11 protein-coding genes are annotated in these 16027 nt (G+C 52.8%); 2 read left to right on the top strand and 9 right to left on the bottom strand.

Annotated elements, in window-relative coordinates:
• Positions 1–402: 402 nt before the first annotated feature.
• The 8 genes from OUO13_RS05015 to OUO13_RS04985 form a co-directional block, all read right to left on the bottom strand.
• Positions 403–1116: a M48 family metallopeptidase gene (locus OUO13_RS05015; protein ID WP_283172760.1), complete on the bottom strand. Its 714-nt coding sequence runs from the start codon at positions 1114–1116 to the stop codon at positions 403–405.
• A gap of 14 nt (positions 1117–1130) precedes the next feature.
• Positions 1131–4241 carry a type I restriction endonuclease subunit R gene (locus OUO13_RS05010; protein ID WP_283172759.1) on the bottom strand — a complete coding sequence of 1037 codons (3111 nt, stop codon included), beginning with the start codon at positions 4239–4241 and terminating at the stop codon, positions 1131–1133.
• Positions 4242–4521: 280 nt separating this feature from the next.
• Positions 4522–5598 carry a type II toxin-antitoxin system antitoxin DNA ADP-ribosyl glycohydrolase DarG gene (darG, locus tag OUO13_RS05005; RefSeq protein WP_283172758.1) on the bottom strand — a complete coding sequence of 359 codons (1077 nt, stop codon included), beginning with the start codon at positions 5596–5598 and terminating at the stop codon, positions 4522–4524.
• Positions 5598–5792 carry a DarT ssDNA thymidine ADP-ribosyltransferase family protein gene (locus OUO13_RS20035; RefSeq protein ID WP_428982320.1) on the bottom strand — a complete coding sequence of 65 codons (195 nt, stop codon included), beginning with the start codon at positions 5790–5792 and terminating at the stop codon, positions 5598–5600. The genes darG and OUO13_RS20035 overlap by 1 nt, the downstream gene beginning before the upstream one ends.
• 64 nt (positions 5793–5856) lie before the next feature.
• Positions 5857–7209, bottom strand: a complete 1353-nt coding sequence (locus tag OUO13_RS05000; protein ID WP_283172757.1) for a restriction endonuclease subunit S — start codon at positions 7207–7209, stop codon at positions 5857–5859.
• Positions 7206–8270, bottom strand: coding sequence for a PDDEXK nuclease domain-containing protein (locus OUO13_RS04995; RefSeq protein ID WP_283172756.1), 1065 nt, complete (start codon positions 8268–8270; stop codon positions 7206–7208). The genes OUO13_RS05000 and OUO13_RS04995 overlap by 4 nt, the downstream gene beginning before the upstream one ends.
• Positions 8267–10753 carry a type I restriction-modification system subunit M gene (locus OUO13_RS04990; protein WP_283172755.1) on the bottom strand — a complete coding sequence of 829 codons (2487 nt, stop codon included), beginning with the start codon at positions 10751–10753 and terminating at the stop codon, positions 8267–8269. The genes OUO13_RS04995 and OUO13_RS04990 overlap by 4 nt, the downstream gene beginning before the upstream one ends.
• Positions 10754–10826: 73 nt before the next feature.
• Positions 10827–11033 carry a helix-turn-helix domain-containing protein gene (locus tag OUO13_RS04985; RefSeq protein WP_283172754.1) on the bottom strand — a complete coding sequence of 69 codons (207 nt, stop codon included), beginning with the start codon at positions 11031–11033 and terminating at the stop codon, positions 10827–10829.
• Between the two features lie 607 nt (positions 11034–11640).
• Between OUO13_RS04985 and OUO13_RS04980 the strand changes: the two genes are divergently transcribed.
• Both OUO13_RS04980 and OUO13_RS04975 read left to right on the top strand, forming a co-directional pair.
• Positions 11641–11979, top strand: a complete 339-nt coding sequence (locus tag OUO13_RS04980) for a hypothetical protein (protein WP_283172753.1) — start codon at positions 11641–11643, stop codon at positions 11977–11979.
• A gap of 139 nt (positions 11980–12118) precedes the next feature.
• On the top strand, positions 12119–13456 hold the full coding sequence (locus OUO13_RS04975; RefSeq protein ID WP_283172752.1) for a hypothetical protein: 1338 nt from the start codon (positions 12119–12121) through the stop codon (positions 13454–13456).
• Between the two features lie 572 nt (positions 13457–14028).
• Here the strand turns inward: OUO13_RS04975 and aceF are convergent.
• The gene (gene aceF / locus OUO13_RS04970; RefSeq protein WP_283172751.1) at positions 14029–16020 is read right to left on the bottom strand and encodes a dihydrolipoyllysine-residue acetyltransferase; all 1992 of its coding nucleotides are present in this window, start codon (positions 16018–16020) and stop codon (positions 14029–14031) included.
• Between the last annotated feature and the right edge of the window lie 7 nt (positions 16021–16027).

Genomic DNA, 16027 nt, shown 5'->3' with positions numbered 1-16027 from the left:
CGGTGCCCGCTCTGGCTTATCGGGATGGTGATGAATCACGAAGCCGGTTTGATGGCATAGCGGGCTACGTTGAAAACCGGCGACACCGAGTCATCACCATCCCGAAAGCCCCAAAGGGCGCGGGCTGCAGCGTGTTTGAGCGGTGTTGACGAACTTGAAAAGGACCCGGCCAGGTTGGTTCGTCATTTCGCTGCGTTCGTCGCCTTGCTCACACGCGCTGCAGCACTCGCGCAGAGCTGTGCAGAGTTATTCAGAGTGTCCCTAGTGTCCAGAATTGGCTGACCACTACATCAGGCCTGACTTACAACAATCAGCCTACTCGAAACTCAGCAGGATTCATTCCTCAGGTAATAGCCGCACGGCGTCAAATCGCACCAGACCGAGGCCCACCGCAAACACCATTCAGTAATGCCAGTTTTCATACCCTAATGGCGTTGCATTCAGCTGCTGTCGACGCTCTTTCCAATCGGGAAGCAGGCGATTCATGTGATCGCGAAACCGATCGTTGTGATGACGCTCCCGTAAATGCACCAACTCATGGACCAGGATGTATTCCAGACAAACCGGTGGTTTTTTGGCCATCTCCAGATTTATCCAGATCCGACGGGATTTGGCGTTACAACTCCCCCATCGGGTTTTCATCTTTTTGACCCCCCAACTGACATCGCCGAGGTCCATCCGCGCTGTCCATTTCGGCAACAGGTTTTCGATACGCTCTTTCAACTGGGCCCGATAGAACTCGGTCAGCACCAGCACACGATTATCCAGCGTTGTCGCTGGCGACACCGTCAGGCGCATGTGTTTGCCACCCAGTGCAATATGGTGCTTCGCACGTTTCTCAATCACATCCAGCCGGTAGTTTTGCCCCCACAGGTAATGAGACTCACCACTCACCATCTGGCGGTCTGACTGGCGGGGTTGGTTGGCAAAGTCTTTTTGTTGCTTGCGTATCCACGGGATTCGGGAAGCCACGGCCATTCTCAAGGCGACGTCCGTCATGTGCTGAGGCACCGACAGCCGTATCCTGCCGTCTGGTGGTAATACGCTGATATGGAGGTTTTTGATATTTTTGCGGTTGACCTGCATGCGCAGACCAGCAATTTCCAACTCAGACAACTCTGGTCACCTGCTCAGTCATAGTCGCGCTGATTCCGGGCCAGTTCGATCACCTTATCAATGTCGATGTCGTAGCCTGCCGTTTCCTGTTTGATGGCTCTGGCAATTTCTTTTTCTTTCATTCGGCTGCCTTTCCAATCCGCTTTTTTGGTGAAACGAATCGCCAAATCAATTTTGCTGACCAGTACCTCATCCTCACCAAAGTTGTCATACAGTGCCTGCTGGGCCGAGGATTGAATCGTACCCGGGTAGGCTTTTCGCGCGGTGTTCGGGTGCAGAACCTGTCGGGATAACGCCTGGATCTGCTCCAGGTATTCCTGATAGGCAATGGCATTCTGGCGTCGCTGCTGAACCAACTCCTCCAGCAAGGCCGACATTTTCTCGTAGTAGCGCGGGTTAACCGGGTTTTCATCGACGATGGTTTTGCGAACGTTGTTCTCGATGGTTTCTGCCATCGCTTCCGGATCCTTGCGAATATCCGCAGGCAAACCCTGCGTACCCGTTGTGATGCCCCGCTCGACGATCAACTCCAGCAGCCCCAGTTCCTCGAAGTCCATCAGGGTTTCACTGTCTTCCGCCCGTACGTATTGGTCCAGCAAATAGCGCATGTCCGGCTCGAAACGCTTCATGTCCAACGCGTCACCGCTGGCCAGCTTTATCCCATCGCGCATTTTCTCGTAATGAACCACTTCGGCACGAATGGCCTCGGTTTCAGACGCGGAGAACCCGGCCTCCTTCATCTCATTGGCGAGGCTGGCCCAGGCACGCAGCAATTTGGCGACAAACTGATACAGGGACAGACGCAAGGCCTCTTTCTCCGGCAGATCATCCTGATTCTCGCCCGATACGCCACAGAAGTAGTGCTGATAATCCTTGAGGTCTCGTGGTGCCGGTACCGGTTCACACAAGGCCCTGACCATTTCCAGAGCGTTTTCCAGATCTTCCCGGCCTTGCTCCAGACGGTTTTTCAGCAACCCCGCCACATCATCCTGGTCATATCCATCAAAGGCTTCGGCTGTGTAATCCTTGATCGACTTTTCAAGGGATTTGAACAGATCCTTATAGTCGACGATGTAACCATATTCCTTGCCATCGTCATCAAGACGGTTAACCCGACAGATCGCCTGAAACAAATTGTGGTCGGCCATCTGCTTGTCGATATAAAGGTAACTCGCCGAAGGGGCATCAAACCCGGTCAGGAGCTTGTCGACCACAATCAGCAGCTTCATCTGACCTGGCTGTTTGATAAATTTCTCTTTTACCAATTGTTCAAACTCGGCAACCCGACCCGAGGCTTCGTCCTCGGTCTGGCCAAAAAAATCAGCCAGCATCTTCCGGTAAATCTGATATTTCCGAAGTTTTTCAGTATCGCCCGCACCGGTCGTTTCACCCTTGATACTGGATGCCGTTGGCTGATAACTGGTGATGATGGCGCATTTGTCTTTCAGCTCGGTCTTGCTGAACATCTCGTAAACGGTGCACGCCTGATAAACGCTGGAACACACCAGCATGGCATTGCCACGGCCGCTCTTCAGACGTGGTCTGGTTTCCATATCCATCAGAATGTCATCAACGATCTGCGCCAGCCGCGATCGACTCGACAACAGCGTCTGCATAGACCCCCAGCGCTGCTTCAGCTGGGAGCGGGCAATATTGGAAAGACCGGCTGTTTTGCTCTCAAACCAGGCATCAATCTTTTTGGGCGAGCTGATGTACTGGTCAATATCACGCGCTTCGTAGCGCAGATCCAGCACCACACCATCCTTGACCGCCTTATCGAATTTGTAGGTATGAATATATTGGCCGAACACTTCCAGCGACTTTTTCTTGTCCTTTTTCATCAGCGGAGTGCCGGTAAAACCAATAAACAGCGCCTCCGGCAAAATGGCCGTCATCGCCTTGTGTAACTTGCCAGACTGGGTCCGGTGGCACTCATCCACAAACACAAACAGCCGCCCTTTGGGGGCAAACCCGGCGGGCAAGGATGCATTCAGCTCGGCAATAAACGCCTGGGTCGCCTGCTCTGACACCCTGTCGTCATCGTCGTCATCCGTGTAACGGCCAAACTTGTGTACCAGCGAACAGATCAGCCAATGCTCGTTGCGGTTAAGTTGGGCCACCAGATCGGCACCGCTGCGAGTCCGGTAGATGTCTTCCCCTACCCCCTCAAACACCGATTTGATCTGATCATCCAGCTCGGTTCGGTCGGTCACCAGCAGCACTCTGGAATCCGTAACATTTTCCCGAATCCATTTGGCCAGCCACACCATGGTCAGGCTCTTGCCGGACCCTTGCGTGTGCCAGATGATGCCGCCTTCACGGCGGTCTATAAATCGCCTGGCGGCCTCAATGCCGAAATACTGATTATGGCGGCAGGTTTTCTTGATTCCGGCATCAAACACCATAAAGTCATGAATAATCTGCAAAAAACGTCGTTTATTGCACAGGCACTGCAGGTCGTGATCCAGCTTGTAGTCGAAGAGACTGTCAGCCTCCTCCTGCCATTCCAGATAAAACTTCTCCGGCGTATTGATAACCCCGTAGCGCAAGCCCTGGCTATCATTACCGGCCATGACTAACTGGATGGTGGAGAAAAAACTGCGAATAAATCCCTGACTCTGGTTATCCAGATTCTGGCGAATGCCTTCCGATACACTCACCGACGAGCGCTTCAGCTCGATCACAGCCAGCGCAATGCCGTTCACATACAACACCAGATCCGGGCGTTTTTTCAGCTCCCCCTGAATAGACACCTCTTCAGCAAGCGCGAAGTCATTGGCCTCAGGATTTTTCCAGTCGATCAGCCAGACAGTCTGCTTTTTTTCACCAGCGCCTTCACTGACCTTCACGCCGTAACGCAACAGTTGATAAACCGCCCGATTCACGTCGTACAGCTGTTTACCTTCACCCAGCGCCGCCGCCGACTCCAGCTCGCGAAACACACGATTCAGCTGCACCTCACCAACACCACGCTGCTTTAACCAGGGAGTCAGTAACTCGTTGTCGATATTGCGATTGCCCTCGCGGGAGTGCCAGTTGCCCAGGTAGCGATAGCCCAGATCCTTGCAGAAAAGTTGTACCACACGGTTTTGGGTAACTCGTTCACGCTGGCCTACATCGCTCATTCTTCTACTCCCTGTACGAACGTGGAATCAAACAACCATCAAACAAATAAGTCTGAAATTTTCTAATAAAATCAAAAATATAGGTTTAAAAAACCAGAAGTTCAGACTGTTTTAACTCATTCAGTCAAACAACGATCAAAGAAAATCGTGCCAAATAAAGTTGCCAACAAACCCGGCATTGGCCTGCCCAGTCAACCATTAGCCAACCAAATTTTTGTTTTTAATTTCAAATGGTTATAGGTATTTTTTAGCCGTTTCAGGCGTGCAATCACCCAGACAGTCAACCCAATTGGCGGCTCTGGTCAACAAGCCGGTCCAACGCCATTTGCAAATGCTGGTCGCCAAACAGCTGTTGTTTGCGTGCTGCCCATTGCGGCCCCGCAGGCCATTGGCTGATCGCTGTCCGGATACCTTCAAGCGTTGGGTCTGCGTGCATGCGGCTGATGGCCCAGTCGACGGTCGACAGTAACTCCATTCCGAACGGCGATTCAAAGCCCTCAATGGTTTGAGCGGCTTGATCCAGCGTTGGAATCCAATCTTTGCCTTCAGATTTAAACCAGGCATCGAGTGTGGCTTTTTGATCATCCCGAAACCAGATCACATCCAGAGGGTCGCTGTCCGGTATGCGCTTGTCGGCTTTCAGGTAACTGCCATCCAGAGCATTCAGCAGGTGATCCAGATTATTGGCATATGGGCCGTAGTTCAGCGCCTGAAAATTCAGTTTCAGCACATCCTGCTGACCATTCTGCTGAATCGCTCGTTGAAGAAACCAGGCCAGTTTCTGGATTTCCAGCAGGCTGCAATCAATGCCCAGCGTCCAATAACGTCGTACCAGCTCAGCGATCATGGCGCGGGCCGGTGTAAGCGCTTTAACGCCCTGAGGTTTGGCAACGTTCTGGTATCTGGCGGTCGGCTCGTAGATCAGCACATCAACGTTATCGAGATCAGCTAACGTCTGTTCGATTCGTGGCTTTACCTGCTCCCATGCCAATCCTCCATTGCCTGCGCCAAGTGGAGGAATAGCAATAGAGCGCACCTGTTGTTCACAAATAAAACGCTTGAGATCTTGCAGACCTGTATCTATCCACTCCATTCGGGACGGGCTACGCCAGTGCTGTTTGGTGGGGAAATTCACGATCCATTTAGGCCCGGATAGCTCGCCGGTTTCGGTCACAAACATCTGGCCGGTTTGCACCTGCTGCTGTTTGCAGGCCAATGCGTAAGCACGCATGTTGGCGGGAAAACGCTCCTTGAACATCAAGGCGATGCCTTTACCCATTACCCCTACGGTGTTCACGGTATTCACCAGTGCATCGACATCCGCTTCCAGCAGGTTGCCTGTTGTGTATCGGATCATCAGAAATACCACCCTGGGCGCACTTCGACCGGAAGCGACACACCCGCCTGTTGTAACTGTTGTTCTAGTTGAGCTTTCATCGCTTCGTTGTAACACACCAGCCCAAGTAATGACGATACCGGGCAATGCTGATGCACCAGCGCTCGGCCTTGTGAGCGTGGTTTCCGGCATACAGACCATTGGCCAGAATCCACGGCAGATTATCGCGATGAACAATCCGCCAGATCAGAGCCTTTTGAGGATTCATGCTGGTGTAAATCACAGCAACCGCGTCCGGCCGGTTAATAACTCCTGCATCATGCCCTGTTTGATCTGACGGGTTTTCTGCTGGCGCTGTTGCAGGGCGGTGATTTCGGTATCCATATCGGAGAGGATATTAGCGATAGCGGTTTGTTCATTTAATGGCGGGACAGCTATTAAATATGGATTTAATTTTTCTAAATTCAGGTTTGATTGAGCGTTTGATGTTGCCAAGGACTCAAAATTACCTTTTTCTCTTGATAAAGCATAAAAAAGCCATATTTTACAAAAATCATTATATTCACTTAAAACAACCAAACTATCGGGGCAAGCTGCTTCAAATTTAACAACTGCAACGTCTCCGATATTTGCTGCAATAGTAAAATAAAGGGAGTTTCCAGGAAAAAGACGACTCACTTCCACACCATCTTTATTTAAAGTTTGACTGTATGATACTTCCCAACCATTTGACCTAGAAATATCGCCAGTTTGAATGAATGGTATCGACCCTCCAAAATATTTTGGGTCGTTTCGTGGCCGAGCGGTAAATTTACCTCTTTCAATTATTGCTATTTTTCCTAGAGGTATAACCTCCCAATCCTCCGGTATTTCTCCCAGCTCGCTCGGTTTATAGCCCTTGTCCGTCCCATCTTCCCGTTTGGCAAAGGTAGGCAGGCGGGTGCGGCCTGTGAGCAGTTGCTGCATGGTGGCGGTTTTGATGGCCTGTTTTTTGGCGATCAGGGTATCCAGCTCGGAGATTAGGGCGTCGATATCGGAAAGCGCGTTGGCGATAGCGGTTTGTTCTTTCTTTGGGGGAAATGGAACATAAAAATTTTCCATTTCTCCTTTTTGAGTATGTACTAGAGCAGATGCACCATGTGCAGCCTCTTCAATTCTTTTTGTCAAATCTTTAAGGATATGAAAAAAATATTGCTCATCAATCGACTCGTTTCGAACCACTAATTTCCATGTATGGTAATTAAGAAGCGCATCTCCGCCCTTCCAAACATGAGGGCCAAACGACGTTCCTCGACTTCCTGACCATGCAAAAAGAAGCTGACCAGTTTTAATAAATATTTTTGAATCGTAGATGCCTTGGTAATAGTTGTATTCATCAGAGCCATTTAAATTTTGAATTCGGATAATTGGTAATCCTTCAATACCCCACTCATACGGTTTGAATCCTCGACCGTTTATCAGCAAACAAATATCTCCAAATTTTTGGACATCCCAATCCTCGGGTATTACCCCAACCTCTGTCCGTTTATATCCCTTCGGGCAGTCGTTGGCGGTTTCCAGCGCCGGGGTTGCAGCACCGTTGTTCTCCAGGGTTTGATAGCCAACCGAGCGATCGGCAATACCGGGGTTCATAGGTCTTCTCCTGCGTCGGGTTGGGTTGCCAGTGTTTGCTGGGCCTGTTGGCGCTCTCGTTGCAGTTCGGCGCGGAGTTGTTCTTCGCTGGGCAGGTACGGCAGGTATTTGGCGGCAAACAGTTGCTGGTTATCAGCCAGTACCGAATATTTCACCACCGCTTCGCTTTTTTCACTGCACAGGATCAGGCCAATGGTGGGGTTATCGCCGGGTTCTTTTTTCTGTTCGTTGTACAGGCGCACGTAGGTGTCCATCTGGCCTACGTCCTGATGGCTGAGTTTGCCCAGTTTCAGGTCGACCAGCAGAAAACACTTGAGCTTGTAGTTGTAAAACACCAGGTCGATGTAGAAGTCCTGATCGTCAAAGCGTAGCCGTTGCTGGCGTTCAACAAAGGCAAAACCTTTGCCCAGCTCCAGCAGGAAGTGTTGCAGGTTGCTGATAATGGCCTGCTCCAGTTCGCTTTCGCGGTAGGTTTTGTCTTGCAGGTTGAGAAAGTCGAGCACGTAAGGGTCACGCAGGTAATCCTGGGCGCTGTCAGCCAATGGCCGGGTGTGCCCGGTGGCTTCCTGTTCCACCAGGGCTTTGTTCTGGCTGGCTAACAGGCGTTCGTAGTAAAGCGTGCTGATCTGGCGATCAAGCGCCCGCACACTCCAGTGCTGGCTGATGGTTTCTTGCTGATACCAGTCGCGAGCGGCAGGGTTTTCCAGTTTGCTGAGGCGGTTGTAATGCGACCAGCTTAATTCGGGAGACACTGTCTCTCGAATCGGGAAGGCCAGATAAAAGGCGCGCATATTACGCAAGTTAGTGACGTCAAAACCCTTGCCCAGCCGTTCCGTCAGTTGTTGCGAGAGCTGTTGCAGTTGCTGTTTGCCGTAGGCGGCGCGGGTTTGGCCCTGCTGTTCGTCTTCAACGATCAGGCGGCCAATTTCCCAGTAGCTGTCGACCATAGCGCTGTTAACGGCCTGTTTGACCTGGGCACGGGCCTGCTCGATGCGGGCGCTGATGGCCTGAACCAGTTGCTTCAGGCTGGCTGCGGTGAGGTTCGCGGGTGTGTCTGTCATAGCGTCCACTCCAGCCCCATGGCTTTCAGGTGTTCTGCCACGCGGTTACTGAGCTGTTCTACCGACTGTTCGATCTGTGGCAGCGGCTGGTGATAACGTTCTTCCAGTTGTTTGACGCGGCTGGCCAGTTGCTGGGTGACGCGCTCAATTTCGGCTTCGACCTGGCGTTGCAGGGTCGCCAGCCATTTGTCATCGACCAGCAGCGCCTTGATGTCGTCTTCGTCGAGTTCGGCGTACTGGTTGAAGGTGGCGATATCCAGCGCTTCCTGTGCCTGTTTCAGCGTGGCTTTGGCGGTGGCAATGGCTTTGATCGCCGCCTGGCAGAGGGTTAATGCAGCGGCTTCTTCGCTATCAACGCCAGGCTCTTTCAGACGGACCTTGATCAGTTTGTCGGTCGGTTTGCCCGCGTCGTCTTTGGCGGCGGCTAGCAGGTCGTCTTCGTTGTTGTGTTCTTCCAGCAGGGATTCCAGTGTCTGTTCGGCCTGCTCCAGTTGTTGCCGGGCAGCATCTCGCTGCTTGATCCGATCACTGAAAAAGCGCTGTTCGACTAACTCACGGGGAATCAGATCGGCCTTGTAACGGCGTTTGGCCTTGGCAGTACCCACTTCGAAATCGTGAGCTTCAGGCCATTTCGGTTTGTTTTTGTCATCGAGGATCTGGAACAGCTCGCGCACGACACTGCCCGCTTGCCAGCCATCCTGCGTTAGCAGGTAGACATCGTCTTGTAATGTATCGGCCCAGTAGTCCATCAGAATCTGGTAAACATCGTATTTGCTGATCAATGGCACGGCGGCATAACGCTGCAACAGGTCTTCGGACCAACGCAGGATCAGTTCCTTGGGGATGTCGCCCTGGCGGATTTCATCCAGCTGGGCGTTGTTGGCCCAGTCGCTGAATGGCTGGAGGCTGGCGCTGGCAAAGGCGGCAAATTCCGGGTGATTGAGGATGGTGGTTTTTACCTCGGAGGCGGCGACTTTGGCATGGCTGTAGCCTTCACGAGCCGGTTCAAACAGGCTGCTGCGCAAGGATGGGAATACCTGCCAGAAGGCGTGCAGGGCATCCAGATCCTTGTCCGGAATCCCGCCTTGCAGGTGGGCCGTGAGGTCATGCAGGTCTTCGGGCTCGCTGCTGTCGATATAACGCGGAATATTGAGGTTGTAATCGTTGGCGACAATTTCGCTAAAACTGACCCGACGGCTGTAGCGCGGCAGCGTCAGCTGGTTGTTAAAGGCATCCACGATCTTGTGAATGTCCTGGCTGCGCAGACGGTTTTTGTTGCCGTCTTTCATAAAGCCTTTGCTGGCATCGACCATAAACAGATCACGCCCGGCCATCGGCTTGCCGTCGTCGTCAAAACGGGCGGCGGTGCGGTGTTCCTTGTCGATCAGGATGATACAAGCCGGAATACCGGTGCCGTAAAACAGGTTGGCAGGCAGGCCAATAATGCCCTTGATATAACCCTGCTTGAGCAGGTTTTCGCGGATGCGGGCTTCGGCATTACCCCGGAACAGCACGCCATGGGGCAGAATCACGGCGCCTTTGCCGTTGCTTTTCAGGCTTTTGATGATGTGCAGCAAAAAGGCGAAATCACCGTTTTTCTCGGGCGGAACACCCCATTCAAAGCGTCCGTACTCGTCGTTGTCGGGGCTGACACCATCCGTCCAGTTCTTCGAAGAGAACGGCGGGTTGGCGACAACAAAGTCAAAGGTCTTGAGTTGGTTATTTTCGCCAATAAACGCAGGGGACGACAGCGTATTGGCATGGACTACACAGTGCACATCGGATTCATGTCCATGCAAGATGAAGTTCATCTTGGCCAGGGCTGATGTACTGGAGTCTTTTTCTTGCCCATAAAGGCTCAAGCTATTCGAAGACTGATCACTGGCTTTTAATAACAAGGAACCTGACCCACATGTCGGATCATATACAGTGACATCCTGTGGTGTGTCTTTGGTAATGCCCACCACCTGTGCCAGTACGCGAGACACTTCTGAAGGTGTATAAAACTGGCCCTTGGATTTGCCGGATTCCGTAGCGAAGTGGCGCATCAGATATTCGTAGGCATCACCCAGCAAGTCGTCATCATTGGCACGATTGGACGCCAGCTCCAGCCCTTCGAACACACCAATCAGCTTGCTGAGGCGGTCCTGCATTTCCTTGCCTTTGCCAAGCTTGTCTTCGTCGTTGAAGTGGGCCTGGGTAATAACACCAACCAAATCATTGGCATCTGCTATGGCCGCGATTTTGATATCAATCTGTTCGCCGATTTCCTTGCTGCCCTTGAGGGCAACAAAGTCCTCAAAGAAACAACCTTCTGGTACATCGATCATGGCGTAAGGGTCGTTTTTTGCCTTGTCGGAGACGAACTTTACGAACAGCAGGGTGAGGATGTAATCCTTGTACTGGCTGGCATCCATACCACCGCGCAGTTGGTCACAGCTGGCCCATAAACGAGCGTACAGATCTGTTTTCTTGATGGCCATATTGGTCCTTGCTCAAGGCTGCCGCTGCATGCAACAGCCTTTTGGAATTTGAATGGTAAACGCTCTGGCAATGTCAGGTGTCTGGCTGAATTTCCAGCAGTTCCTTGATGTCACAATCGAGATACCGGCACAGCTGCTCCAGTACGTCGAATTCCACGCGAAGCGCGGTTTCCTGATACAAGCGGGTGATGGTGCCACGGTTGATACCAGTGGCTCTGGTAACGTCTGCGATCTTCAGTTTTTTCTCGCCCATAATGCGAGACAGGTGACATTTGATCATCCCCATAGCCCTTTTTGATCTGCAAAACGGCAAAAGCGCTTGCTGAAGATTATTGTGATTTTTGATCTTAAGGAGATCAAAAGATCACTTTTAAAGTGAATTTATCTTAATTGAGCGCGGCGAGGATGTCACAGGATTTGCGTATCCGAGACCAGGCGAATGCTGCAGACGTTATTTTCCCAATCTGCACGGTCAGGCTTGACTCAGTTTATGAACGACCGCCCTGTCAGATCAGCTTCGGCAGGTGTTAATGACTGAACCGACGTTGATCATTGCATTGTTACGGGGTGCCGCGGCCCTCTATCACTCACGACCACTGCTGTAAGTAGAAGCTTCTCTGCATTCGACAAATACCAAACGCCGCCAAATCCATTCGGGAGCGACCTGGCCCCTTTAGCACCCCAAAAATCAATTCTGAGAGGTTCCAGTACTCATCACAGACCTCGCTCCTGCAGCTGCACCGAAACCAGCCCGCTACCATGGAATAGTACTTCTCATGGAAGGCCAGCGCGGCATGTAGTAATTCTGAAATTGCCATTCAACCAGTACGACACAATATGTCGTACTGACATGTTAAACCGGATGCCACAACAGGAAGGGATGACAGATGAAGCCAAATAAAGAGCGGCGCATTCCAGCTCGATCGATTCAAATTCCAGAAGAAGTTATTGTGGCAACCGTTTTGTTTATGGAAGTCTTCTACCTGATTTTCCAACTTGGTCCTCTGCTGGTTTTTATCATGCCAGTCTATGCGCTACTTTTCTGGATAGCCCCAGGCATTGCTCTGATTCCCATAGTCATTCCCATTCTGGTTGTAATTCTGGTATTGCGGATTTGCGGGATCAGAACGAGGTTAACCCCAAAGGCATCAAAGTCTTTACCTCCCATGAAGTCTCAGCTCAAAACACTGCTTGCCGTTATTGGGTTGTCGATATATCTGGATTGAGGCGACTTGAACTGATCGTACTTGCAGGGCATAGGAGATGACACATAAAAAGCTGTTCGCGGCTTCTGTTTCAATGCCCTTATGCATGTCGTCCAAAGGGGAAGAATCGCTTGGCTGATGAAGTATTCAAGGATGGACAATGGTAGATATCGAGAAGCTGATAAAAGTGCTGCCAACGTCGGCGCTGGCACCTGACCGGGTGGCTCTGCTGAGTGGTTTTGAGGGCGGTAGCATTGAGCTTTTGGAGCCCCCCGCGGGTCAGCAATGGCCGTACATTAACCCACTGGCGTCGCTGACCGTGCTGTTGCAGAGCTTGGAAGTGGCACCCGTTGATGCAGGCCCGCTGGCGATCGAGCTGACGGCGAAGCTCAGGGCCTCTGTCGCGGATGCAGGCTGGGTACATTTTTTTGATAACTTTGATCCGGATACTCCAGCCTGTCTGCCTGTTACCGATTTTATTGACTGGCTTCGCAACCAAGCCCTGTTCCCCACCGATATGGTCGACTTTCTAGCGCGCTCGGCGGAGGTCAGCGCTGTTACGCCAATATTCGATGGGCCAGACAATCGCGGGGATGAGCGCTGGTCACTGCGGCGTTTGTCGGAACTCTCACCCGCCGAAGCCCTCATTGAATTTGTACCAGGCCCGCCTTGGTATGACGAGGACTGGGACGATTGGAAAACGGGCGACAATCCATTTCTGCAATGGCGCGAATCCATGCGCCCTGTTGCTCAACGTCTGGAAGCTGCCCTCGGTGAACCTGTTTATGATTTTGCCGATCTCGATTGCGAGACCGACGACGACAGTGTTCACCGCTGGCTGCTGCTGCACTGGTGTTGCTCATACAAGCCGGAATCAACGTTTGTTCGCTACCTGTTAGAGGTCACAGGTGCCTGCGACACTGAAGCACTCAAGGCGGCGTTGATTGATCCCGCCAGTTACACCCAGCCGTTCCGGATGAATCATGCCTTTATAGGACTGGAAGCTGTCGGTGCCTGTCGGTTGCAATACCTGCCTGCGACATCTCGCAAAACGGTCGGCGTAGTGTTTTGTAGCGAGTCAGCGTCTGCCGTGGCGTCTAACTTGTTGGCGCAAATGATTGGAATGCATGCTCTGATCATTGCTCCAAGCTCGTTGGCGTCCCGTGATTCTGTAGTCCATGCCACGCGTTATTGTCGCAGCTCGACGTTGCATTGCCTGCCTGACGACTTGTCCATGGATGCATCCGCCATTTTGACGTCAGTCGATGCTTTGTATGTGATTGCGAGCGAGGCAAAGCCCACCCGGAACAACGACTTGATGCTGCCAGAGTCGGTCGAAGACCTGCTGTGGCAAGCACTGCAGCTGGGCATGGACACCAAATACTATCTCAACAACGGTGGACACCTGATCAATCCTGAATACTCTCTGAAAAAACGGGGTGTACCAGAACGAGTAGCGGCTGCACGGGTTGCCAAAACCAAGGAGGGCGGCCAGTGAGAATCAATGGTCATGATCAATACGAACCTTCGCAGAATCGCTATGTGAAGAAAAACAGTGGGCAATGACTGGGGCAGCTGAATGAGCCATTGTCTTGCTTGTATGTTGCACAGTATGGCGCTGCAATCCGGGAGTTGAGGCGGAGAAAGACCCAAACGGCCCCAGGTTTATTTTCCGATGGGAAGTGCCGGAGAATCGCCGACCAATCACAAGTGTCGTCTAAGGATGTAAACACTCAGCAAGGCACCAGAGTCGGCCGCATCAAGTGTCAGCCGAACCAGCACCTGCCAAACCAGCGTCAGCCGCACAGCAACAGAAAAGGAAATCCGGCAAAGAAAAAACAATAACGGGAAACAGCAAAAGAAATCGGCAAAAGAAAACGGCAAAGGAATTGCCCAACGAATCAAACGACAGGGCCTGCAAACAGGCATAAAAAAACCGGCCAGAGGCCGGTGAAAGCAGTTGCTAATGATCAGACAGGGTCCGCCCCAAATATACAGACCCTGTTACTCCCCATCGGAAAACCGAACGAGGAACCGACACCCCGCACTGATCAGGTGCGGGGCTTCGGGTTACAGCAGGATGCGACGGATGTCGCCGATCAGCGCCACCAGAGTGGTGAAGAAGCGGCCACAGTCAGCACCGTTGATCGCACGGTGGTCGTAGGAAACCGCCAGCGGCAACATGTTGCGCGGCACGAATTCCTTACCATTCCAGACTGGCTTCATCTGGGCACGAGATACACCCAGGATGGCCACTTCTGGCGCGTTAACGATCGGAGTAAAGCCATTACCACCCATAGCACCGAGGCTGGAGATGGTGAAGCAGCCGCCTTGCATATCGCGAGGCTTCAGCTTGCCATCACGGGCAGCCTTGATCAGCTCGTTGGCTTCCTTGGCGATCTGGTAGATACCTTTCTTGTCGGCATCACGCAGAACCGGAACCATCAGGCCGTTTGGTGTATCGCAAGCGATACCGATGTGCACGTAGTTCTTCTGAACGATGTGCTCACCGTCATGATGCAGAGACACGTTGAAGCTAGGCTCAGCGCGCAGTGCCATGGCAACTGCCTTGATCAGGAATGGCAGCGGGGTCAGCTTGACGCCAGCCTTTTCAGACTCGGCTTTCATGCTGGCGCGGAACGCTTCCAGATCGGTGATGTCGGCGTCGTCGAACTGGGTCACGTGTGGCACGTTCAGCCAGGCACGAGTCATGTTCGCCGCAGTCACCTTCTTGATCTTGCTCATCTTGACCATTTCGATCTCGCCGAACTGGGCGAAATCAACGGCAGGAATTGGCGGAATGCCAGAACCACCGGTCACAGCAGCAGCCGCTACTGGAGCTTTTTCAGCACGTTCCAGAGCAGACTTCACGTAAGCACGGATGTCATCCTTGGTGATACGGCCACGGATACCGGTGCCTTTAACCTTGGACAGATCCACACCCAGCTGACGAGCCATACGACGGGAAGATGGACCAGCGTATACGCCAGACACATTGCCCACGGGTTCTTCAGCAGCAGCCGGAGCAGCAGCGGCAGGTGCCGGAGCAGCAGCAACCGGTGCCGGAGCAGCGGCTACTGGAGCAGGAGCAGGAGCAGCAGCCGGGGCTGGCGCAGCGGCAGGAGCAGCACCACCGGTACGGAACACGGCGTAGATGTCACCCTGGCTAACCTTGTCGCCCAGCTTGACCTTGAAGCCAATCAGCACGCCATCTGCAGGAGCCGGAACGTCCATGGAAGCCTTGTCGCTTTCCAGAACAATCAGGGACTCTTCTGCTTTAACGGCAGTACCAGGAGCCACACAGAGTTCAATAACGGTCACACCGTCAACACCGCCCAGGTCAGGCAGTGGCAGTTCAACTTCAGCAGCGGCGGCCGCTGGAGCAGCAGCAGGCGCAGGCGCAGCAACCAGTGCAGGAGCAGCCGGAGCTGCCGCTGCTGCCGGAGCAGCAGCGGGTACAGCGGCAGAAGCGGAAGCACCCACTTCAATCACTGCATACACATCGCCTTCCTTGACCTTGGCACCAACAGCAACCTTGAAGCTTACAATCACACCATCCTGCGGAGCAGGGATGTCCATGGAAGCCTTGTCGCTCTCGAGCACGACCAGGGACTCTTCTGCAGACACCTTGGTGCCTGGAGCCACACAGAGCTCGATAACGGTCACTTCATCAGCGCCGCCGAGATCCGGAACTTTCAGTTCGATAGCCTGGGTACCACCCGCTGCTGCCAGAGCAGCAACCGGAGCTGGCGCAGCAGCGGCGGCAGGAGCCGCGGCTGGTGCAGGCGCTGCGGCCGCAGCCGGTGCAGGCTCAGCTGCACCGCCTTCGGTCTCAACTACCAGAATGGCAGTACCTTCGTTGGCTTTGTCGCCAACCTTGATCAGGATCTCAACCACTTTACCAGCGTGAGAGCTTGGTACGTCCATGGAAGCCTTGTCGGTTTCCAGGGTGATCAGGTCCTGATCCACCGCGATGATGTCACCCACCTTCACGGCTACGTCAATTACATCAACCTCTTCTGCACCACCAATGTCAGGTACAGTTACAGTGATCTTGCTCATGTGTCTG

Source organism: Parathalassolituus penaei (assembly GCF_026626885.1).
In the GTDB taxonomy this organism is placed as follows: Bacteria; Pseudomonadota; Gammaproteobacteria; order Pseudomonadales; family Oceanobacteraceae; genus Oceanobacter; species Oceanobacter penaei.
This window is presented reverse-complemented; position numbering and strand designations above follow the sequence as displayed.